Origin of the sequence: Streptomyces sp. NPDC005576 (genome assembly GCF_042871745.1) — a bacterium.
Classification (GTDB): Bacteria; Actinomycetota; Actinomycetes; order Streptomycetales; family Streptomycetaceae; genus Streptomyces.
Map to the genome: position 1 here is coordinate 287275 of NZ_JBIAJC010000011.1, position 20525 is coordinate 307799.

Sequence of the window (20525 nt, forward strand, 5' to 3'; positions counted from 1 at the left end):
TTCCTCCCTAACTTAAGTTAGCCTGCGGGGCCGGAAAACCCGGGTCAGAGCCAGCCGGCGAACTCCAGCGACATCTCGCCGGTCTGTCGGCGGCCCTCGGCCAGCGCGCGGGTGCCCGACTCCACCGCCCGGAACAGCGTCCAGCCGTGCAGCCGTTCCTGGCCGACCTCCAGCGAGTCCGCCAGCTTGCGCACCCGGCGCCGGGCCGTCGCCGGGCCGCCCGGCGAGGCGATCAGGTCCTCCACCCGGTCGCGCACCAGCCGTGCCAGGTCGTAGGCGCGCTCGCCCACCAACGGCTCCGGCCCGACCGTCAGCCAGGGTGCCCGCTCCCCCGACAGCACCTTGCTCTGCCGGAAGTTGCCGTGCAGCAGTACCTCCTCGGCGGGGTCCGCGACCAGTTCCTCGCGGACCGTCAGCGCCGCTTCCACCAGGGGAGCCAGCTCCGGGTCCCCGGCGGCGAACGCACGCATCGCGCCGGTCCGCCGCCCGGTCCGCTCCGCGACGCTCTCGAACGCGTGCCCCTCCGGCGGCGCCACCCAGAGCCTGCGGAGCGTGCCCGCCGCCTCCAGCAGTGCCTTGGCCTCCGGCAGCGAACGCAGCGACACCTCCGGATGGAGGCGTTCCAGCAGCATTCCGCCGTCGGGCGCCGCGTCGGGCGGCGACAGCAGACGTACCGAACCCCAGCCGTTCCAGTGGGCCAGCGCGGCCCGCTCGGCCTCCGGCGCCGCCCCGGGCGGGGCGATCTTCAGTGCGGCCGGGGTGCCGTCCGCCCGGCGCACCAGCAGGACCACGCTGGTACGCCCACCCGGGGCGGCCACCCGGTCGACGGAGAGGTCCCGGCCGCCCGCGGACAGCTCCGCCTCCACCCGTGCGCCGAGGGAGCCCAGCCACGCGTCGGCCCCGGCCTTCCCGTACTGCTCGTCCAGCGCTCGCACCAGACGTTGCGGCGGTTCGAAACCCATACCTGACCTGTACCTTTCCGAGGCCGGTCCAGCGACCCGTCTCAATGCGTCCCGGCGGCGCCCGCGGCCTGTGGGGGAGAGGGGGATCCGGTCCCCGCCCGGCCTGCCCGCTCCGCGAGCCCCGGGAAGGCCGTGCCGGAGCCCAGCCAGTGGGCCGCGCGCACGGCGGCCTCCCGCAGGGCGAGCGCGGCGTCCCGCCGTGCCGTCCCCTCCGTGGCCCGTACCAGATCGGCGCAGGCGCCCGCGACGCCGTCCTCCAGGACGGCCGCCAGCCGGAGCGCCGCCGCACCGTCACGCACCGGGAACGGCAGAGCGTACGCGGCGTCCGCCGCCACCGGGACACCGCCCAGGTCCCGCACCGCCCGTGCCAGGTCGTCGCGGCGGGCCCGGTGCGCGTGGTACGCCCCGGTGGCCTGGGAGCGGCGGCTGCCGGAGACACGCGCCCCGACCACGCCGTAGCCGTACACGGCCGCGTGCTCGGCCGCCAGGGCGGCCTGCGCCGCCTTCAGTGCCTGGGCCGTCATGATGCCGGGGTCTCCTTGGCCAGTTCGGTGAGCAGATACGCGTGCACGCCGCAGGCGGCGGCGACGGAAGCCAGCAGCCGGGACAGCTCCGGTTCCGCCTCCAGCAGCGCCGCGGTGTGCGCGTCACCCGCCCGCCGTGCCGCGGCCGCCAGCTCCTTCAGCGCCGTCCGCGTGTCACCGGCCGGGGCCGTGGAGCCGGTGGGGTCCGCGGTGCTGCCGACCGCCTCCGTCGTGGCGGCGGTGCTTGCCGACGGCTGGGGCGCCGGACTCGTCGGGGCCGGCCCGGACGGGCTCGGCGACGCCGTCGCGGTGCCCTCGGCGAGCGCCTCGGTGTGCTGCCGCACGGCGGCCCGCAGCGGGGCCAGCCCGGCTGCCGTGACGGGGTGGGCGGCGGCGACCTCGTCGTACCGCGCCAGCAGAGCCGCGCTGGTCCGCGCACCGGCCGTCCGCAGTCGCTGTTCCGGGCTCAGCCGGACGCCACGGCCGGTCCCGGTCCGCCCGGCCGCCGGTTCCTCGGTGTCGCAGCCCGCCAGTACCGATCCCGCAGCGAGCGCCCCGGCGGCGGTGAGCGCCCCCCTGCGCGTCGTCCCCGTGCGCCGCACTTTTCTCCTTCGGGCTTGAACAAGTCCTGACAGGATCTGTCCTGAAGTGATCACCGCAGGCGAGCGTACCCGCGCGAGGGCGGCCCGAGGACGGCAACACCCCCCGCGACCGGATACCCTTTGTCCTGACGCACGATGATCCCCACAACAGCAGACGCGGCCGAGGAGTCACCCGGATGAGCACCAACCAGAGCGAGAGGCTGCGCGGACTGCTCGAACCGCTCGTGGCCTCGTCGCACCTCGACCTCGAAGAGATCGAGGTGTCCCGGGCCGGTCGCCGCCGCGTGCTGCGGATCGTCGTCGATTCGGACGACGGCGTCGAACTCGACACCTGCGCGGAGCTCAGCCGCTCCCTCTCCGAGAAGCTCGACGAGACCGACGCGATGGGCGAGGACGAGTACGTCCTGGAAGTGAGCTCGCCGGGCGCCGACCGCCCGTTGACCGAGCACCGCCATTACGTCCGCGCCACCGGCCGCCTGGTCAAGTTCCGGCTGTCCGCCGAGGCGGGCGCCGATGAGCTGATCGCGCGCATCCTGGAGGTCGACGACGAGGGCCTCGATCTGGAGGTTCCGGGCGTCAAGGGCCGAAAGCCCACCTCGCGCCGGATCGCCTTCGCCGAGATCGACAAGGCACGCGTGGAGATCGAATTCAACCGCAAGGACAAGAAGGAAGAGGAGGCGTAGCCGTGGACATCGATGTGAAGCTTCTGAAGGGCTTGGCGCAGGACAAGGGAATCCCGTTCGACGTGCTCGTCGGGGCGATCGAGTCGGCCCTCCTCATCGCGTACCACCGCACGGACGGCAGCTTCCGCCGGGCGCGCGTGGAGCTGGACCCCAAGGGTCACGTCACCGTCTGGGCGACGGAGGACCCGGCCGACCTGGAAGAGGGTCAGGAGGCCAAGGAGTTCGACGACACCCCGTCCGGCTTCGGCCGCATCGCGGCGACCACGGCCAAGCAGGTCATCCTGCAGCGGCTGCGCGACGCCGAGGACGACCGGACCTTCGGCGAGTACGCGGGCCACGAGGGTGACGTCGTCACCGGTGTGGTCCAGCAGGGCAAGGACCCCCGCAACGTCCTCGTCGACATCGGCAAGCTCGAAGCCATCCTGCCGGTGCAGGAGCAGGTGCCGGGCGAGGAGTACACCCACGGTCTGCGGCTGCGCACCTACGTCGTCCGGGTGGCCAAGGGTGTCCGCGGCCCGTCCGTGACGCTGTCGCGCACCCACCCCAACCTGGTGAAGAAGCTCTTCGCGCTGGAGGTCCCGGAGATCGCCGACGGTTCCGTCGAGATCTGCGCCATCGCCCGCGAGGCCGGCCACCGCACCAAGATCGCGGTCCGCTCCACCCGGTCCGGCATCAACCCCAAGGGCGCCTGCATCGGCCCGATGGGCGGCCGTGTCCGCAACGTCATGGCCGAGCTGCACGGCGAGAAGATCGACATCGTCGACTGGTCCGACGACCCGGCCGAGATGGTCGCCAACGCGCTGTCCCCCGCACGGGTGAGCAAGGTCGAGGTCGTTGACCTCGGTGCCCGCTCCGCCCGGGTGACCGTGCCCGACTACCAGCTCTCCCTGGCGATCGGCAAGGAGGGGCAGAACGCCCGTCTGGCCGCCCGCCTCACCGGCTGGCGCATCGACATCCGCCCGGACACCGAGACGGACGAGGAGCGCGACGTCGCCGACCGCGAGCGGGCCGAGCGGGCCCGGGAGCGTTCGGAGCGCGGCTGACCACCGCCCGCTCACGGCTGCCGGGAACCGTACTTCCCTCCGGGGGCCCGGCAGCCGCACCCCCGCAAGCGGTGTCGCCATCTCGGTGCGCACCCCGGGGAACCAGGGCCCGGCGGGGCCCACGAGGAATAGATCGAGGCGGGAATCCGCTGAAGATCACAACAACATCCGTTCGATTTCTGCCCCGTGGGGGTGAGGTCGGCGCGGGGAGGTAGACTTAGCCGTGTCTGGCCGGACGCAAGCCCGCGCTTGTCCCGAACGCACCTGTGTGGGATGCCGGGAGCGAGCGGCCAAGAGTGCGTTGCTGCGTATCGCGGTGGACGAGGGCGCCTGTGCGCCCGATCCACGCGGTACGCTGCCCGGCCGGGGTGCATATCTGCACCCGGCATCTGTCTGTCTCGACCTGGCGGTCCGCCGCCGGGCATTCCCCCGGGCCTTCAAGGCCAAGGGGCCGTTCGACGTCTCCGCGTTGCAGCGGTTCGTCGAGCGGGTGACACCGCAGGACAAGTGAAAGTGAACGGCACGGGTCCCCGTGCGGTCAGGTACCTCGCGAGTTGGAAGTAGGTCGAGATTGCGATGAGCACTCGATGAGTACGCGATGAGTACGCCCATGAAGTAGCGACGGTCCGGCGGTAACCCGGACCTAAAAGGAGCAATGTGGCTAAGGTCCGGGTTTACGAACTCGCCAAGGAGTTCGGCGTCGAGAGCAAGGTCGTCATGGCCAAGCTCCAAGAACTTGGTGAATTCGTCCGTTCGGCGTCCTCGACGATCGAGGCGCCGGTTGTACGCAAGCTGACTGACGCACTGCAGGGGCCCGGCGGCAACGCCGGCAAGTCCGCTGCCAAGCCGGGAGCGCCTCGCAAGGCTGCCCCCGCCAAGCCCGCGGCGCCCTCCCCGGCCGCTGCGGCACGCCCCGTCGGCCCCAAGCCCGGCGCACCGGCTCCCAAGCCGGCCGCCGCGCCCGAGGCAAGCACCCCGGCGGCTCCGGCCGCCCCGTCGGCCGGTCCCCGTCCGGGTCCGCGTCCGGCTCCCCGGCCCGCCCCGGTGACCCCGGTCCCCGTCGCCGAGTTCTCGGCGCCGGAGCCGGCCCAGCCGGCCGCGCCCCAGCAGTCCCAGGCCCCGCGTCCCGCGGGTGCCACCCCGGGTCCGCGTCCCGCCCGTCCGGCCCCGGCCGGCGGTCAGCGTGACGCCGGCCCGCGCGACAGCCGTGACGGCGGTCAGCGCGACAACCGCGGCGAGCGTGGCGGCGACCGCCCCGCGCGTCCTGCCGGTCAGGGCGCCCCGCGTCCCGGCGGCACCCGTCCGGCCGGTCCCCGTCCGGGCAACAACCCCTTCACCTCCGGCGGTACCACCGGCATGGCGCGCCCCCAGGCGCCCCGTCCGGCTGGTGCGCCGCGCCCCGGTGGTCAGGAGCGCCCCGGCGCCCCGCGCCCCCAGGGCAACACCGGTGGTCCCGGCGGCGCCCCGCGTCCGCAGGGTGCCCAGGGCGGTGCCCGTCCGAGCCCGGGCGGCATGCCCCGCCCGCAGGCTCCGCGTCCCGGCGCTCCCGCCGGTAACCGTCCGAACCCCGGCATGATGCCGCAGCGTCCCGCTGCGGGTCCGCGTCCCGGCGGTGGCCCCGGCGGTGGCCGTGGTCCCGGCACCGGCGGTGCGGGTCGTCCCGGCGGCGCCGGCGGTGCCGGTCGTCCCGGCGGCGGCGGCGGCTTCGCGGGTCGTCCCGGTGGCGGCGGCGGTGGCGGCTTCGCCGGCCGTCCGGCCGGTCCCGGTGGCGGCGGCGGTGCCGGTCGTCCCGGCGGCGGCGGCGGCTTCGGCGGTCGTCCCGGCTTCGGTGGACGTCCCGGCGGCCCCGGTGCCCGTGGTGGCACACAGGGTGCGTTCGGCCGTCCCGGCGGTCCGGCGCGTCGTGGTCGCAAGTCGAAGCGGCAGAGGCGCCAGGAGTACGAGGCCATGCAGGCCCCGTCGGTCGGCGGCGTCATGCTCCCTCGCGGCAACGGACAGGCCGTCCGTCTGTCGCGCGGTGCCTCCCTCACCGACTTCGCCGAGAAGATCGGCGCCAACCCGGCGTCGCTCGTCGGCGTGATGATGAACCTCGGCGAGATGGTCACCGCCACGCAGTCCGTCTCCGACGAGACGCTGCGACTCCTCGCGGACGAGATGAACTTCGTCCTCGAGATCGTCAGCCCCGAGGAGGAGGACCGCGAGCTGCTCGAGTCCTTCGACATCGAGTTCGGCGAGGACGAGGGTGGCGAGGAAGCACTCATCGCCCGTCCGCCGGTCGTGACCGTCATGGGTCACGTCGACCACGGTAAGACCCGACTGCTGGACGCGATCCGCAAGACGAACGTCGTTGCGGGCGAGGCCGGCGGCATCACGCAGCACATCGGTGCCTACCAGGTCTCCGCCGAGGTCAACGGCGAGGACCGGAAGATCACCTTCATCGACACCCCGGGTCACGAGGCGTTCACCGCCATGCGTGCACGTGGTGCGAAGTCGACCGACATCGCGATCCTCGTGGTGGCGGCCAACGACGGTGTGATGCCCCAGACGATCGAGGCGCTGAACCACGCCAAGGCGGCCGACGTGCCGATCGTGGTCGCGGTCAACAAGATCGACGTCGAGGGTGCCGACCCGGTCAAGGTGCGCGGTCAGCTCACCGAGTTCGGGCTGGTGGCCGAGGAGTACGGCGGCGACACCATGTTCGTCGACATCTCCGCCAAGCAGGGTCTCAACATCGAGTCGCTGCTGGAGGCCGTCGTCCTCACTGCCGACGCCTCGCTCGACCTGCGGGCCAACCCGGAGCAGGACGCGCAGGGTATTGCGATCGAGTCCCACCTCGACCGCGGTCGCGGTGCCGTCGCCACCGTCCTGGTGCAGCGAGGCACGCTGCGGGTCGGCGACACGATGGTCGTGGGCGACGCCTACGGCCGAGTCCGCGCCATGCTCGACGACAAGGGCGAGAACGTCGAGGAAGCGGGTCCCTCGACCCCCGTCCTCGTCCTCGGTCTCACCAACGTCCCGGGTGCCGGCGACAACTTCCTGGTCGTCGACGAAGACCGTACGGCCCGGCAGATCGCCGAGAAGCGTGCGGCCCGTGAGCGCAACGCCAACTTCGCCCGCAAGGGTGTCCGGTTCTCCCTGGAGAACCTCGACGAGGCGCTCAAGGCCGGTCTGGTCCAGGAACTCAACCTCATCATCAAGGGCGACGCGTCCGGTTCGGTGGAGGCTCTCGAGTCCTCGCTGCTCCAGCTCGACGTCGGCGACGAGGTCGACATCCGGATCCTGCACCGCGGTGTGGGTGCGGTCACCGAGTCGGACATCAACCTGGCGACCGGCTCCGACGCCATCGTGATCGGCTTCAACGTGCGGGCCGCAGGGCGCGCGCAGCAGATGGCCGAGCGCGAAGGCGTGGACGTCCGGTACTACTCGGTCATCTACCAGGCGATCGAAGAGATCGAAGCGGCCCTCAAGGGCATGCTCAAGCCGGAGTACGAAGAGGTCGAGCTCGGTACGGCGGAGATCCGCGAGGTCTTCCGCTCGTCCAAGCTGGGCAACATCGCCGGTGTCCTGGTCCGGTCCGGCGAGGTCAAGCGCAACACCAAGGCGCGCCTGCTCCGCGACGGCAAGGTCATTGCGGAGAGCCTCAACATCTCCGGTCTGCGCCGCTTCAAGGACGACGTCACCGAGATCCGCGAAGGCTTCGAGGGCGGTATCAACCTCGGAAACTTCAACGACATCAAGATCGACGACGTCATCGCGACGTACGAGATGCGCGAGAAGCCGCGAGGCTGACCCGTACCTCAACAGTCGGGGCCGGTCGGCGGGTGAGAATTCCCGTCGACCGGCCCCGGCCGTTCCGGTACGGTTCTGGTGTTCCTGCCGAGCGTGAGCAGGACGCGAACCCGAACCGGCGGGACATCCGGGCATCCATGTATGTGGGGACTCTGTCCTTCGATCTCCTCCTCGGCGACGTACGGTCGTTGAAGGAGAAGCGTTCCATCGTCCGGCCGATCGTCGCCGAGCTCCAGCGCAGATTCGCGGTGAGCGTGGCGGAGACGGGCGATCAAGATCTCCATCGCAGGGCCGAAATCGGCCTCGCCGTGGTCTCCGGGGAAACCCGGCACCTCACAGACGTTCTGGACCGGTGCGAGCGACTCGTCGCCGGCCGGCCGGAAGTGGAGCTGCTGTCCGTACGGCGGCGGCTGCACAGCGACGAAGACGATTGAGCAAGGCAGAAGGAGACGGACCAGTGGCCGACAACGCGCGGGCGAAGAAGCTGGCGGACCTCATCCAGCAGGTGGTCGCCGAGAAACTGCAGCGCGGGATCAAGGACCCCCGGCTGGGTACCCACGTGACGATCACGGACACCCGCGTCACCGGTGACCTGCGGGAGGCCACGGTCTTCTACACGGTCTACGGCGACGACGAGGAGCGGGCCGGCGCTGCGGCGGGCCTGGAGAGCGCCAAGGGCGTGCTCCGGTCGGCGGTAGGGGCGGCGGCGGGGACGAAGTTCACCCCCACCCTCGCCTTCGTGGCGGACGCCCTGCCGGAGAACGCCAAGGCGATCGAGGACCTCCTCGACCAGGTGCGGGCCTCGGACGCCAAGGTGCGCGAGGCGTCCTCGGGCGCCACGTACGCCGGTGGCGCCGACCCGTACCGCAAGCCGGAGGACGAGGACGACACCTCCGCATGACAGAGCAGATCAAAACGCCGGACGGCCTTGTCATCGTCGACAAGCCGTCCGGCTTCACTTCGCACGACGTCGTCGCCAAGATGCGCGGCATCGCCCGCACCCGCCGCGTCGGCCACGCCGGCACGCTGGACCCGATGGCGACCGGGGTGCTGGTGCTCGGCGTGGAGCGGGCCACCAAGCTGCTCGGCCACCTCGCGCTCACCGAGAAGGAGTACCTCGGTACGATCCGGCTCGGCCAGGACACCGTCACCGACGACGCCGAGGGCGAGATCACCTCGTCCACCGACGCCTCCGCGGTCACCCGTGAGGGCATCGACGCCGGGGTCGCCGCGCTGAGCGGACCGATCATGCAGGTCCCGTCCAAGGTCAGCGCCATCAAGATCGACGGCAAGCGGTCCTACGCGCGCGTGCGCGGCGGCGAGGAGTTCGAGATCCCGGCCCGTCCGGTGACGGTCTCCTCGTTCCGCGTCTACGACGTCCGCGAGGCGGTCGCGGAGGACGGCACCCCGGTCATGGACCTGGTCGTCTCCGTCGTCTGCTCGTCGGGGACGTACATCCGGGCCCTGGCCCGGGACCTCGGCGCCGGGCTCGGTGTCGGCGGTCACCTCACCGCGCTGCGGCGCACCCGGGTCGGCCCGTACGGCATCGACGCGGCCCGGACGCTCGACCAGCACCAGCAGGAGCTGACCGTGATGCCGGTGGCCGAGGCGGCCGCGTCGGCGTTCCCCCGCTGGGACGTGGACGAGAAGCGCGCCAAGCTGCTGCTCAACGGCGTCCGGCTGGACATGCCGGCGTACCCGCCCGGTCCGGTCGCCGTCTTCGGGCCGGACGGCACCTTCCTCGTGCTGGTGGAGGAGGAGAAGGGCAAGGCCAAGAGCCTCGCCGTCTTCGCCTGAGCGGTCTCCGCCGAGGCGTCCCCGCCGGAGCCGTCTCCGCTCCGGCCGTGCTCCCGTACGGCTCTCTTCGCGTGGCCTGTTTCCCGCCCGGTGTCCACCGGACGGGAAACAGGCCGCTGTCGTGGAGCAGGCCCCCCGCTCTCCACGAACCCCCTCCGCCGAGCACTCTGTCCATGGAGACCCCCGAACTCACCCCAATGGACGGGCGCTCGGAGTGAATCAGGGGCGCGAAGGGGCGCATTCACCCGTTCTGGCCTAGAGGTCCGGCTCGGCCCGCCTACCTTCGGAACCATGGGTAGCGGGGACCGTACGACGCTGGTGAGGATCTGCGACCAGGCCGGCCGGCCCCGGGGCACCGGGTTCCTGGCCGACGACCGGGGCACCGTGGTGACCAGTCACCAGGTCCTCGACTGCGTTCCCGGCGGCGGGCCACTCGTCCTGCACGGGCCGGGCGGTGTCACCCGCCCGGTGGATCCCGGCGACATCCTCCCGCTGCCCGCCCTCGGCCTCGCTCTGCTGCACACCGGGGACACCGTCGCGCTCGGCCTGGAACCCCTGCCCATCGCGGCGCCCGAACGCGCGGAGCCGGGAGCGTACGTCCACATCGCCGCGCACGGCATCCGTCAGGCCCGCGTACTCGGCACCACCCCGGCCACCTACACCACCCGCGACGGCCGCGGGCACCGGGTGGCCGCCGCGCTGGAGCTCGCCGTCGGCACGGACGGCCGGGACGCGCTGCGCTCCGGCGGCGCCGCGATCGGCGGCCCCGTCACCGACCCGCGCACCGGAGCGGTCCTCGGCGTTCTCTGTCCGGCGCTGCGCGCCGGACACGAGGCGGCGGGACTCGCCGTGCTGCTGCACCCCGGCGACGGCGGCCCGCTCGACGAGCTGCTGGGACGGAACACCCTCACCGTTCCCGGCTACGGCCCCGACCTCAACCTGGGGGGCGCCCTCCAGCTCACCGCCACCTCCGTCTCCGCCGCCACCTCCGTCGGCACGGTCCGTGCCGCCGAGCGGGGGCCGGCACCCGTGGAGCGCGAGGACGTCGCCGCGGAGCTCGACGCCTTCGGGAGCGGTACGGCCGCCGTTCTCGGTCTCGTCGGCGCCCCCGGCACCGGCCGCACCACCGAGCTCGCCGCCCTCGCCGCCCGCCGCGCGGAGGCGGACGTCCGCGCACCCACCCTCTGGCTGCGCGGCGCCGATCTGCGGGCCGACGACCGTTCGGTGGCCGATGCCGTCGCCCGGACACTGGACCGGGCGGCCCGCGTCGTGGGCGCGGCGGACGGGCCGGCCGTCCCGGACGGGACGGCCGCAGCCACCCCCGAACGGATCGCCGCCCTCGCCGCCTCCGCCGGGCGGCCGTTGCTCGTCCTGCTGGACGGGCCCGAGGAGATGCCGCCCGTCCTCGCCCATCGGCTCACCGCATGGACCTCCGCCACCGCCGGCTGGCTCCGCGCGCACGAGGTCCGCATGGTGGTCGCCTGCCGCCCCGAGCACTGGGAGACGGCGGGGCCACTCCACCCGCCGGGCGTCCTGCACCACCCCGCACACCCCGCCGTCGGCCTGCCTCCCGCCCTGCCGCTGACCGATCTCGACCAGGCCCGGGCAGCCCTGGCCAGGGAGCGGTACGGCATCCCGGACGGTGCTGTCGCCGCGGGCCACGACCACCACCCGCTGACCCTGCGGCTCCTCGCCGAGGTCCGTGCGGTGCTGCCGCCCGACGTACCGGGCTGCCCGGACACCGAGGACGTCTTCGCCGCCCACCTCGACCTGACCTGTGCCCGGGTGGCCTTGCGGATCGCGGCGCCCGCCGATCCGCCCATGGGCGGCACCGCCGTACGCAGGCTCGCCGCGCGGGTGGCGGGCCAGGTGCACGAGGCGGCCCGCCGGTGCCTGGGGACGGGCCAGGGGGAGCTGGACCGGGATGCCTTCGAGGAACTCTTCCCCCGGCGCACCGGCTGGGCCTCCGCCGTCCTGACCGAGGGACTCCTCGTGCCGGCCGGGCAGGGCTACCGCTTCGCCCACGAGGAGGTCGGCGACTGGGTGCAGGGCGCCCACCTCGACCTGGACGCGGCCCTCGACTTCCTGGTGCACCGCCGGCACGCCGACGACCGGCCCGCCGCCGGGGCGGCCGGCGGGTCGGCACCTTCGCCACACCTGCCCGTGCCCCGCCACCGCATCGGGCCGGTCGTCCAGGCGCTGCTGCTGGCCGGCCGGCGCCACGGCGACGCCGCGCTCGCGCACCGGATGGCCGATCTGATCGAGGCGCTGGACCGCCTCGGGGCCCGCGCCCCGGACGACGGACCCGCCCGCCCCGGCCTCATGGACGCCGCGTGGTGGGCCGCCCGCCTGCTGCGCGAGACGCTGCTCAAGGTCGTCGACGCCCGTCCGTACGCCGGGGTGCTACGGGTGCTCGCCGGGCGCATCACCCGGGCCGCCGCCCCGGGCGGAGCCGTACGCAGCGGGGCGTACGCCGCCTTCGACCCCTGGTTCTGGCAACTGCTGCGGCTGCCCGTGGAGGACCGGGTCGATCTGCTGCGGATGGTGATGCCCGCCGAAGGCACCGGGGGCCGCGACGGCCGGGAGAGCTACCTCGACGCGGTGGACCGCCTGCTGACGGACGACCCGGCGGTGGTGCGACGGCTGCTCTGCGGGTGGTTCATCGACGAGCGCCCGCTGTGCGCCGACGCCTCCGACGCCGTCGCGGACGACCCGCCGGACCGGCGGCCCACCGTCGCCACGGTCGCGCAGACGCTGCTGTTCGCGCGACGGGACCTCGCCCCGGACGACCTGCCCGAGGCCCTGGTGGACACCCCGCACCCGTGCGCCGCGGAGCTCCTCCTCGCCCTCGCCGAGGACGAGCCCGCCACGCTGAGCCGCGCCGTGGCCCGCTGGGCCCGGGACGACGAGCGGCCCGAGCGCCGGGCCGCCGCCGCGCGCTACGCCGGCGTCGTCCTCGGCCGGGCCGAGGACCCCGAGGACCGGGCGCTGCTCCGCGCCGCCGCCCTCGCCCTGCTGGGGCGGACGGAGGACACCCCGCTGCACGGCCCGGCGCTCGCACTGCTCGTGCGCGAGCCGGAGACCCGGGACCGGTGGCTGACCCAGGCACTGCGGGCCTACGCCGACGGCGCACCGGGCTTCCCGACCGCGCTCGTCGCCGAGGTGCTGCAGTGCTCCCCGCAACCCGCGCTGGCCGCCCTCCGCGACCGGCTGTCCCGACCGGGGGAGGAGGCGGGCAAGGCGCTCGCCGAGCTGGCCGCCCTGGACCTGCCGGCCCTCTCGCTGCACACCGCCGGACTCGTCCGCACCTACATCCAGCACTCCGGGGACGGCGAAGGCTCCGCCGGCGCGCGGGTCGCCGCCCTGGTGGACCGGCGGCTGGAGCAGGGCGCGGCGGCCCGCGCGCTGCTGCTCCCGCTGGTCGCCTCGCTGCTCCGGGACCCGCCCGTGCCGGCCCCGGTCCGCACGGCGCTGGTCCGGACGCTCGTCCCCGGGGGGAGCCCGGCGTCCCGGCCCGCCCGGGCCGAGCTGCTGGAGACGTTGATGGAGTACGAGCAGACCACCGGCCGTGACCCGGAGGTGCTGCTCGCCCTGCTCCGGGCGGCCGCGGCCGGTTCGGCGCGGCGCCCCGAGGCCCGTACCCGCGCCCTGGTGCACCGGACCGGGACGCTCCTCGTCCGGTCGGCCCGGGGCGCCGACCGGTTCGACCGCGAGCTGGTCGAACTCGCCACCGGTGCGCCGGGATTCGCCGCGATGGTCTGCCGTTGGCTGGCCGCCGCTCCCGAGGAGTGGGCGGCGGTCGTGGGCCCCGGGGCCCGGGCGGCCCTGGAGCACCTGACGGTCTCCCGCCGCACGATGAAGGTGCCGATGCAGTCGGCCGGGCACGAGCATGGCAGTCTTAGACCTGCGTAATCCACATACTCACGTACACAGGTTCGGGCGAGGAGCGGTCACGGTGCAGTGCTGGCGCGGCTTGGAGGACATCCCCGAGGACTGGGGACGCAGCGTCGTCACCATCGGGTCCTACGACGGGGTGCACCGAGGGCACCAGCTGATCATCGGCCGGGCGGTGGCACGCGCCCGTGAGCTGGGTGTCCCGTCCGTCGTGGTGACCTTCGACCCGCACCCCAGCGAGGTCGTCCGTCCGGGCAGCCACCCGCCGCTGCTCGCCCCGCACTTGCGCCGCGCCGAGCTGATGGCGGAGCTGGGCGTCGACGCGCTGCTCATCCTGCCGTTCACCCTGGAGTTCTCGAAGCTGGCACCGGCCGACTTCATCGTGAAGGTGCTGGTCGACCGGCTGCACGCGCGGACCGTCATCGAGGGCCCGAACTTCCGGTTCGGCCACAAGGCGGCGGGCAACGTCGAGCTCCTCGCCGAACTGGGCGCCACCTACGACTACGCCGTCGAGGTGATCGACCTGTTCGTCAGCGGAGAGGCGGGCGACGGACTGCCGTTCTCCTCCACGCTCACCCGTCGGCTGATCGCCGAGGGCGACGTCTCCGGGGCAGCCGAGATCCTCGGCCGCCCGCACCGGGTCGAGGGCATCGTGGTGCGCGGCGCGCAGCGCGGCCGCGACCTGGGCTTCCCCACCGCCAACGTCGAGACCGTCCCGCACAGCGCGATCCCCGCCGACGGCGTGTACGCGGGCTGGCTCAATGTGGCCGGCGAGTGCATGCCCGCCGCGATCTCGGTCGGCACCAACCCGCAGTTCGACGGTGTCGAGCGGACCGTGGAGGCGTACGCCATCGGCCGGATCGGGCTCGACCTGTACGGCATGCACGCGGCGGTGGACTTCCTCGCCTACGTGCGCGGAATGCTGAAGTTCGACTCCGTCGACGACCTGCTGGTGGCGATGGCCGCCGACGTCGAGCGGTGCTCCGAGCTGATCGCCGCGTACGAGGCCGAGCGCGGCGCCTGACGCCGCACCCGGCCCTCCCGCTGCCCGCCCCGACTACGCCGGAGCCGCGGCCGGCTCCTCACCGGCGGTCGCTCGGGCCCAGTGACAGGCGACCTGTCCCTCGCCCCCGCCGCCGAGCAACGGCAGATCCTCCGTCCGGCAGGCGTCCGCCACCCCCGCCCGCTCGGCCTCGCCCGAGGCGAACACCTGGCAGCGGACGTGGAACCGGCATCCCCCCGGCACGTTCGAGGGGTCCGGTGCCTCGCCGGCCAGCACCACCGGCTCGCCCGGCGCCTCCGGCAGCACCGACAGCAGCGCCTGGGTGTAGGGATGCCGGGGGGCCGTCAGGATCTGTTCGACCGCTCCGGTCTCCACGATCCGCCCCAGGTACATCACCGCCACCCGGTCCGCGATGTTCCACGCGAGCCCGAGATCGTGGGTCACGATCAGTGCCGAGAGGCCGAGTTCGTCCCTCAGCCGCAGCAGCAGCGCCAGGATCTCCCCGCGCACCGAGGCGTCCAGCGAGGCCACCGGCTCGTCGGCGACGAGGAGTTCGGGCTCCAGCACCAGCGCCCCGGCGATCACGACGCGCTGGCGCTGGCCGCCCGAGAGCTCGTGCGGATAGCGCAGGAAGAACCGCTCCGGGGGCCGCAGTCCGGCCCGGGAGAGCGCCCCGGCCACCGCCGCGGTCTCGTCGCCCCGGTGGCCGTGGATGCGCAGCCCCTCCGCCACCGCGTCGTACACCGTGTGGCGGGGGTTGAGGGAACCGCTGGGGTCCTGGAGCACCAGCTGGGCGCGCTTGCGGTACGCCTTCATGGCACGGGCGGAGAGGTCCAGCGGCCGTCCCTCGAAGGTGATCCGGCCCGAGGTCGGTGCCACCAGGCCCAGCAGCGAGCGGGCGAGCGTCGTCTTGCCGCACCCCGACTCGCCGACCAGGGCCACGATCTCGCCGGGCCGGATGTCGAGCGCCACCCCGTCCACGGCCCGCGCGGGCGCGGCGCCCCGGCGGCCGGGGAAGGTGACCTCCAGCGCTTCGGCGCTCAGCAGGGGCGTGGCCGCCGTGGGGACGGGCGTCGCCGGAGTGGTCGTCATGGGGCGCTCCTCGCTTCCTCTGCTCCTGGTTCGCTCGTGCCCGTGGCCGTACCGGTGCCCTCGGCGGGTTCCACGCGTGCCACCCCCACGTCCGGCGCTTGCGCGGCGGGTTCTTCGGCGGGGGCGGGGGCGGGGGCCGTGGCGGGTGCGGTGGCCGGGCCCACCAGGACGCAGGCGGCGCGCCGCCCAGGCCCCGCGTCCCGGAGCCACTGGTCCTCCTCGGCGCAGGAGTCGAGCGCCGCCGAGCAGCGGGGGTGGAAGGCACAGCCGGAGGGGAGCGCCGCCGGGTCCGGGGGATCGCCGGGCAGCCCGCGCGGTGCGTGGCGCGAGGCGGGGTCGCCGATGCGCGGGAAGGCGGCGGAGAGCGCGGCCCCGTACGGGTGCCGGGCGTGCCGGTACACCTCCTGGGCCGGGCCCTCCTCCACGACCCGGCCCGCGTACATCACCGCGAGCCGGTCGCAGGTGTCGGAGAGCACCGCCAGGTCGTGGCTGATCATGATGAGCCCGAGGTCCTGGTCGGCGACGAGCTGTTCGATCAGCCGGAGGATCTGGGCCTGGATCATCACGTCGAGGGCGGTGGTCGGTTCGTCCGCGACGATCAGCCGGGGGGAGCAGGCGAGCGCCATGGCGATCATGACGCGCTGCCGCTGGCCGCCGGAGAGCTCGTGCGGGTAGGCAGTCGCCCGGGTCGCCGGCAGACCCACCTGTTCCAGCAGCTCACCGGCGCGGGTACGGGCGGCGGCCGGGGTCGCCCGTTGGTGCAGCAGGATCGGTTCGGCGATCTGGTCGCCGACCCGGTGTACCGCGTTGAGGGAGTGCATCGCCCCCTGGAAGACGATGGACGCCCCCGCCCAGCGGACCGCCCGCAGCCGGCCCCACTTCATCGTCAGGACGTCCTCGCCGTCCAGCAGGATCTCGCCGCTCAGGGTGGCCGAGGCGGGCAGCAGCCGCAGCAGCGCGAGCGCCAGCGTCGACTTCCCGCACCCCGACTCCCCGGCGATGCCGAGCTTCTGCCCGGCGTCGACCCGCAGGTCCACGCCGCGTACGGCGGGCACGGCCGGCGCCCCGGAGCCGTAGGTGACACGCAGGTCGCGTACCTCCAGCAGGGGCCCGCCGGACACCGTGGCTGTCATGCTGGTCCGTTCCTCGGGGGCGCTCAACGCGGTACCCCCAGTTTGGGGTTGAGCACGGACTCGATGGTCCGGCCGCACAGGGTGAAGGCGAGCGCGACGAGCGCGATGGCGAGTCCGGGCGGGGCGAGGTACCACCAGTCGCCCGAGCTGACGGCCCCGGCCTCGCGGGCGTCCTGGAGCAGACCGCCCCAGGACACGATCGTCGGATCTCCGAGCCCCAGGAAGGCGAGTGTCGCCTCGGTGAGGATGGCGGTCGAGATCGCCAGGGTGGCCTGGGCGAGGACCATCGGCATCACGTTGGGCAGCACATGGCGGCTCATGATGTGACCGTGTCCGCCGCCGAGCGCCCGGGAGCGCTCGATGTAGGGGCGGGATTCCACCGAGAGCGTCTGGGCGCGCACCAGCCGGGCGGTGGTGGGCCAGGTCGTCACGCCGATCGCCAGCACCGTCGTCCACAGCGACCGCGACAGCACGGTGGCCAGGGCGATGGCGAGCACCAGGGTCGGCATCACCAGGAACCAGTCGGTGACCCGCATGGCCACCGCCCCGTACCAGCCCTTGAAATGACCCGCGGTGACGCCCACCAGGGTGCCGATGGCCACCGAGAGGAAGGCCGCGAGCAGTCCCACCGTGAGCGAGACCCGGGCGCCCCAGAGCAGCAGCGCCAGCAGGTTCCGGCCGAACTGGTCGGTGCCGAGGGGGAACTCCGCGCTCGGCGGTTCCATCGGCCCGCCGGGAGCCTGGGTGACGCTCTTCGAGTCGGCCCCCACCAGCAGCGGCGCGGCCACCGCCAGTACGGCGATGACCACCAGCACGGCGAGCCCCGCCATCCCGGCCCGGTGCGTCCGGTACTGCGCCCAGAAGCGGGCCGCGGCCCGCCGCCTGCGGGTCCACGCCAGTGCGCGCGGGCCGCTGCCCGGGCCCAGCGCGTCCGTCGAGGTCGTCATCGGCCCACCCGGGGATCGAAGAGCGGATAGAGCACGTCGGCGAGGGTGTTCATCAGGATCACCGCAGCGGCGAAGACGAAGAACAGCGCCTGCACCAACGGCAGGTCGGGCACGCTCAGTGCCTGGTAGAAGAGACCGCCGAGTCCCGGCCAGGAGAACACGGTCTCCACCAGGATGGCACCGGCGACGGTGTTGCCGAGGTTGACGAAGAGCAGCGTCACCGTCGGCAGCATCGCGTTCGGTACCGCGTGCCGGCGGCGGACCTGGTCGTCCCGCAGCCCCTTGGCGCGGGCCGTCGTCAGGTAGTCGCCGCCCATCTCGTCCAGCAGCGAGGACCGCATCACCAGCAGGGTGCGGGCGTACTCCACGGCCACCAGGGTGAGGACGGGCAGCACCAGGTGGTGGGCGACGTCCAGGACGTAGCCGAAGCCGGACGAGTCGCCGGACTCCATACCGCCGGTCGGGAAGAGCCCGGGGATCGGGCCGATGCCGACCGAGAGCGTGACGATCAGCAGCAGACCGAGCCAGAACGACGGCACGGAGTAGAGGGTCAGCGCGAACGCGGTGTGGAAGCGGTCCCCGAAGGAACCGTTGCGCCAGGCGGAGCGGGAGCCCAGCCAGATGCCGATCACGGTGTAGATCACGAACGCGGTGCCGGTGAGCAGCAGCGTCGCGGGGAGCGCCTCGGTGATCTTGTCGATGACCGGGGCGCGGAACTGGTACGACGTGCCGAAGTCGCCGGTGAGGGCGTTGCCGCAGTACTGCGTGAACTGCTGCCAGAGCGGCAGGTCGAGCCCGAACTCCCGCCGCATGGCGGCGATCTGCTCGGTGGTGACCTGGCGTCCGCCGGTCATCTGCTTGACCGGGTCGCCGGGGATCAGCCGGAAGAGGAAGAAGCTGGTGACGAGGACGGCGAAGAGCGAGACGGCCGCGCCGGCCAGCTTGCCCGCCGCGTAGCGGAGGTAGGCGGTGGTGGACCGGGCGTGCGGAGCGCGGACCGCCGGCCCGGCCTGAGCCGGACCGGCGGTTCCCGCACCTTCCACGCCCGCCGGACCGAAGCCCGGCAGGGGAGTGCTGTCAGTACTCATCGGTTATTCACGGTCCTCCGCGGTGGAACGGCGGCGCCGGGCGAACAGCAGTCCGCCGGCGGCCAGGACGACGGCGGCGATGCCGACGCCGACGAGCACCCCGGTGGACGAGCCCGAGTCCGAGGAGCCGCTCGCCGAGGCGGCCGGCACGGCGGACCACCAGCTCCAGTAGCCGTCCTGGCCGTAGATGTTGCCCGCGTCCGAGGGCATGGTGGTGATGGAGGCGATCTGGTCGGTGCGGTACGCCTCCACGGCGTTCGGGTACGCCATGACGTTCATGTACCCGGTGTCGTACAGCCGCGACTGCATGTCCTTGACGAGCGTCGCGCGGGCGGCGGGGTCGTACTCAGCCAGCTGCTTCGCGTAGAGGTCGTCGAACTGCGGATCGCAGATGAAGTTGTCCGTCGCGGCCGACTCCTTGGCCTTGGCGGGCAGGGCGCCGCAGGTGTGGATGGAGAGGACGAAGTCCGGGTCCGGGTTGACCGACCAGCCGTCGAAGGCGAGGTCGTACTCCCCGGCGTACCAGGGGTCCGAGACGTTGTCGAGGCAGTCGACCTTCAGCCCGACGCCCAGATCGCCCCACCACTCCTGGAGGTACTTGCCGACCGCCTTGTCGTTCGGGTCGGTGGCGTGGCACAGGATGCGCAGGTCCAGCGGCTTGCCGTCCTTGCCGACCCGGTGGCCGTCGCTGTTCTTCCGGTACCCGGCCTGGTCGAGGAGGGAGGCGGCGCGGGCGGGGTCGTAACCCAGCTGCTGCCCGGCCGCGGGCTGCCACTGGTAGGCGGAGAAGCGCGGCGGGATGTATCCCGCGCCCTCCACCGCGTGGCCCTGGAAGACCTTGTCGATGATGGTCTTCCGGTCGACCGCGAGGAAGAGCGCCTGACGGACCTTCTGGTCGAGCAGCGCGGGGTTGCCGTCGCCGAACTTCTGGCCGTCCTTGGTACGCGCCCCGGGGTTGGTGGCCAGCGCGTAGAAACGCCGGCCGGGGCCCTCGTTCACCTTGATGTCCGGGGCGGTCTTGAGCGAGGCCGCCTGAGCGGGCGTCAGGCTCGGGCTGCCCGCGACGAAGGAGACCTCACCCTTGCGCAGGGCGGCGACGGCCGCGTCCTGGTCCTTGTAGTACCGGAAGACGATCTCGTCGAACTTCGGCGCCCCGCGCCAGAAGTCCTTGTTGGCCTTGAGCTTGACGTAGCTGTCGACCTTGTAGTCGGTCAGGACGAACGGCCCGTCACCGACGATGGGGAACTTCGTGTCGTTGTTGAACTTCGAGAAGTCGGTGACGTTCTTCCAGACGTGCTCGGGGACGATCGGCACGTCGAGCGCGGCCATCGTGGCCTGCGGCTTCTTCAGGGTGATGACGAGCTTGTCGGGGCTGGGAGCGGTCACCTTGTCGAAGTTGGTGACGAAGGAACCGTTGGCGGTGGCCGCGCCCTCGTCCTTCATCATCGTGTTGAAGGTCCACGCCGCGTCCTCGGCGGTGACCTTCTCGCCGTCCGACCACTTCGCGTCGGACCGTATGGTGTACGTCCACGTCAGCTTGTCCGGGGACGGTTCCCACTTGGTGGCGAGACCCGGGACGGCGTGACTGTCCTTCGGGTCATAGTTCGTCAGGTAGTCGTACATGAGCCGCAGCACGCTGGTGCTCAGCAGTCGCTGGGCCAGGAACGGGCTCAGCGAGTCCACGCTCTGCGCGACCGCGACCGTGAGGGTCGTCCTGCCGTCGTCGGCGTGGGCGGGCGAGACGGCGAGCGGAGAGGGGGCGCCCGGTACGAGCGACCCGGCGGCGAGCGCCAGCGCGGCGGCCCCCGAGGCGGTGAGGAGGCGCAGACGATGGCCTGGCCGGGCGGAGCGGACGGGACTTCTGGTGACCATGGGACGTCGACCTCGCGTCATGACTCGCTGGTGGGGCGGCGGGTTGAGCAGTGGTTCGCCAACTGGTGAAGCGAAGGTTTATCAGCGGCGGCCAAC

Annotated in this window: 17 protein-coding genes; 9 read left to right on the forward strand and 8 right to left on the reverse strand. The window is 73.1% G+C overall.

Annotated features, from left to right (window positions below; all coding sequences use genetic code 11):
* Window positions 1-44: 44 nt before the first annotated feature.
* From ACFYPN_RS21720 to ACFYPN_RS21730, 3 genes are read right to left on the reverse strand one after another with little or no spacing between them, the layout of a single operon-like run.
* Window positions 45-962, reverse strand: coding sequence for an aminoglycoside phosphotransferase family protein (locus ACFYPN_RS21720; protein ID WP_358756737.1), 918 nt, complete (start codon window positions 960-962; stop codon window positions 45-47).
* Window positions 963-1003: 41 nt separating this feature from the next.
* Window positions 1004-1486, reverse strand: coding sequence for a ferritin-like domain-containing protein (locus tag ACFYPN_RS21725; RefSeq protein WP_358756739.1), 483 nt, complete (start codon window positions 1484-1486; stop codon window positions 1004-1006).
* Window positions 1483-2088, reverse strand: a complete 606-nt coding sequence (locus ACFYPN_RS21730) for a hypothetical protein (RefSeq protein ID WP_358756741.1) — start codon at window positions 2086-2088, stop codon at window positions 1483-1485. Before ACFYPN_RS21730 ends, ACFYPN_RS21725 begins: the two co-directional genes overlap by 4 nt.
* Window positions 2089-2264: 176 nt before the next feature.
* On the opposite strand from ACFYPN_RS21730, the gene rimP reads away from it, so the two are divergent.
* From rimP to ACFYPN_RS21775, 9 genes are all read left to right on the forward strand, one after another.
* A complete protein-coding gene (rimP, locus tag ACFYPN_RS21735) occupies window positions 2265-2771 on the forward strand; it encodes a ribosome maturation factor RimP (protein ID WP_358756743.1) in 507 nt (168 codons plus the stop codon).
* Between the two features lie 2 nt (window positions 2772-2773).
* A complete protein-coding gene (nusA, locus tag ACFYPN_RS21740; protein ID WP_358756745.1) occupies window positions 2774-3814 on the forward strand; it encodes a transcription termination factor NusA in 1041 nt (346 codons plus the stop codon).
* Between the two features lie 223 nt (window positions 3815-4037).
* Window positions 4038-4325, forward strand: coding sequence for a YlxR family protein (locus tag ACFYPN_RS21745; RefSeq protein WP_358756747.1), 288 nt, complete (start codon window positions 4038-4040; stop codon window positions 4323-4325).
* A gap of 146 nt (window positions 4326-4471) precedes the next feature.
* Window positions 4472-7603 carry a translation initiation factor IF-2 gene (infB, locus tag ACFYPN_RS21750; RefSeq protein WP_389300215.1) on the forward strand — a complete coding sequence of 1044 codons (3132 nt, stop codon included), beginning with the start codon at window positions 4472-4474 and terminating at the stop codon, window positions 7601-7603.
* A gap of 137 nt (window positions 7604-7740) precedes the next feature.
* Complete coding sequence (locus ACFYPN_RS21755) at window positions 7741-8037, forward strand: DUF503 domain-containing protein (protein ID WP_266709805.1); 297 nt, start codon at window positions 7741-7743, stop codon at window positions 8035-8037.
* Between the two features lie 23 nt (window positions 8038-8060).
* A complete protein-coding gene (gene rbfA, locus ACFYPN_RS21760; protein WP_358756751.1) occupies window positions 8061-8504 on the forward strand; it encodes a 30S ribosome-binding factor RbfA in 444 nt (147 codons plus the stop codon).
* Window positions 8501-9400 (forward strand): tRNA pseudouridine(55) synthase TruB, encoded by a 900-nt coding sequence (truB, locus tag ACFYPN_RS21765; protein WP_358756753.1) that lies wholly within the window; start codon window positions 8501-8503, stop codon window positions 9398-9400. The genes rbfA and truB overlap by 4 nt, the downstream gene beginning before the upstream one ends.
* Before the next feature lie 291 nt (window positions 9401-9691).
* Window positions 9692-13312 carry a trypsin-like peptidase domain-containing protein gene (locus ACFYPN_RS21770; protein ID WP_389300219.1) on the forward strand — a complete coding sequence of 1207 codons (3621 nt, stop codon included), beginning with the start codon at window positions 9692-9694 and terminating at the stop codon, window positions 13310-13312.
* Between the two features lie 43 nt (window positions 13313-13355).
* On the forward strand, window positions 13356-14318 hold the full coding sequence (locus ACFYPN_RS21775) for a bifunctional riboflavin kinase/FAD synthetase (protein ID WP_358756757.1): 963 nt from the start codon (window positions 13356-13358) through the stop codon (window positions 14316-14318).
* A 33-nt stretch (window positions 14319-14351) separates the two neighbouring features.
* On the opposite strand, the gene ACFYPN_RS21780 is transcribed toward ACFYPN_RS21775, so the two are convergent.
* The 5 genes from ACFYPN_RS21780 to ACFYPN_RS21800 are packed head-to-tail and all read right to left on the reverse strand — an operon-like array spanning window position 14352 to window position 20429.
* On the reverse strand, window positions 14352-15389 hold the full coding sequence (locus ACFYPN_RS21780) for an ABC transporter ATP-binding protein (RefSeq protein ID WP_358756759.1): 1038 nt from the start codon (window positions 15387-15389) through the stop codon (window positions 14352-14354).
* Window positions 15386-16657 (reverse strand): ABC transporter ATP-binding protein, encoded by a 1272-nt coding sequence (locus ACFYPN_RS21785; protein ID WP_389300222.1) that lies wholly within the window; start codon window positions 16655-16657, stop codon window positions 15386-15388. The genes ACFYPN_RS21780 and ACFYPN_RS21785 overlap by 4 nt, the downstream gene beginning before the upstream one ends.
* The gene (locus tag ACFYPN_RS21790) at window positions 16546-17469 is read right to left on the reverse strand and encodes an ABC transporter permease (RefSeq protein ID WP_358756763.1); all 924 of its coding nucleotides are present in this window, start codon (window positions 17467-17469) and stop codon (window positions 16546-16548) included. Before ACFYPN_RS21790 ends, ACFYPN_RS21785 begins: the two co-directional genes overlap by 112 nt.
* Entirely contained in the window at window positions 17466-18557 is a 1092-nt protein-coding gene (locus ACFYPN_RS21795; RefSeq protein WP_358756765.1) for an ABC transporter permease, read from the reverse strand. The genes ACFYPN_RS21790 and ACFYPN_RS21795 overlap by 4 nt, the downstream gene beginning before the upstream one ends.
* A gap of 3 nt (window positions 18558-18560) precedes the next feature.
* Complete coding sequence (locus tag ACFYPN_RS21800) at window positions 18561-20429, reverse strand: ABC transporter substrate-binding protein (protein WP_358756767.1); 1869 nt, start codon at window positions 20427-20429, stop codon at window positions 18561-18563.
* Window positions 20430-20525 lie beyond the last annotated feature (96 nt).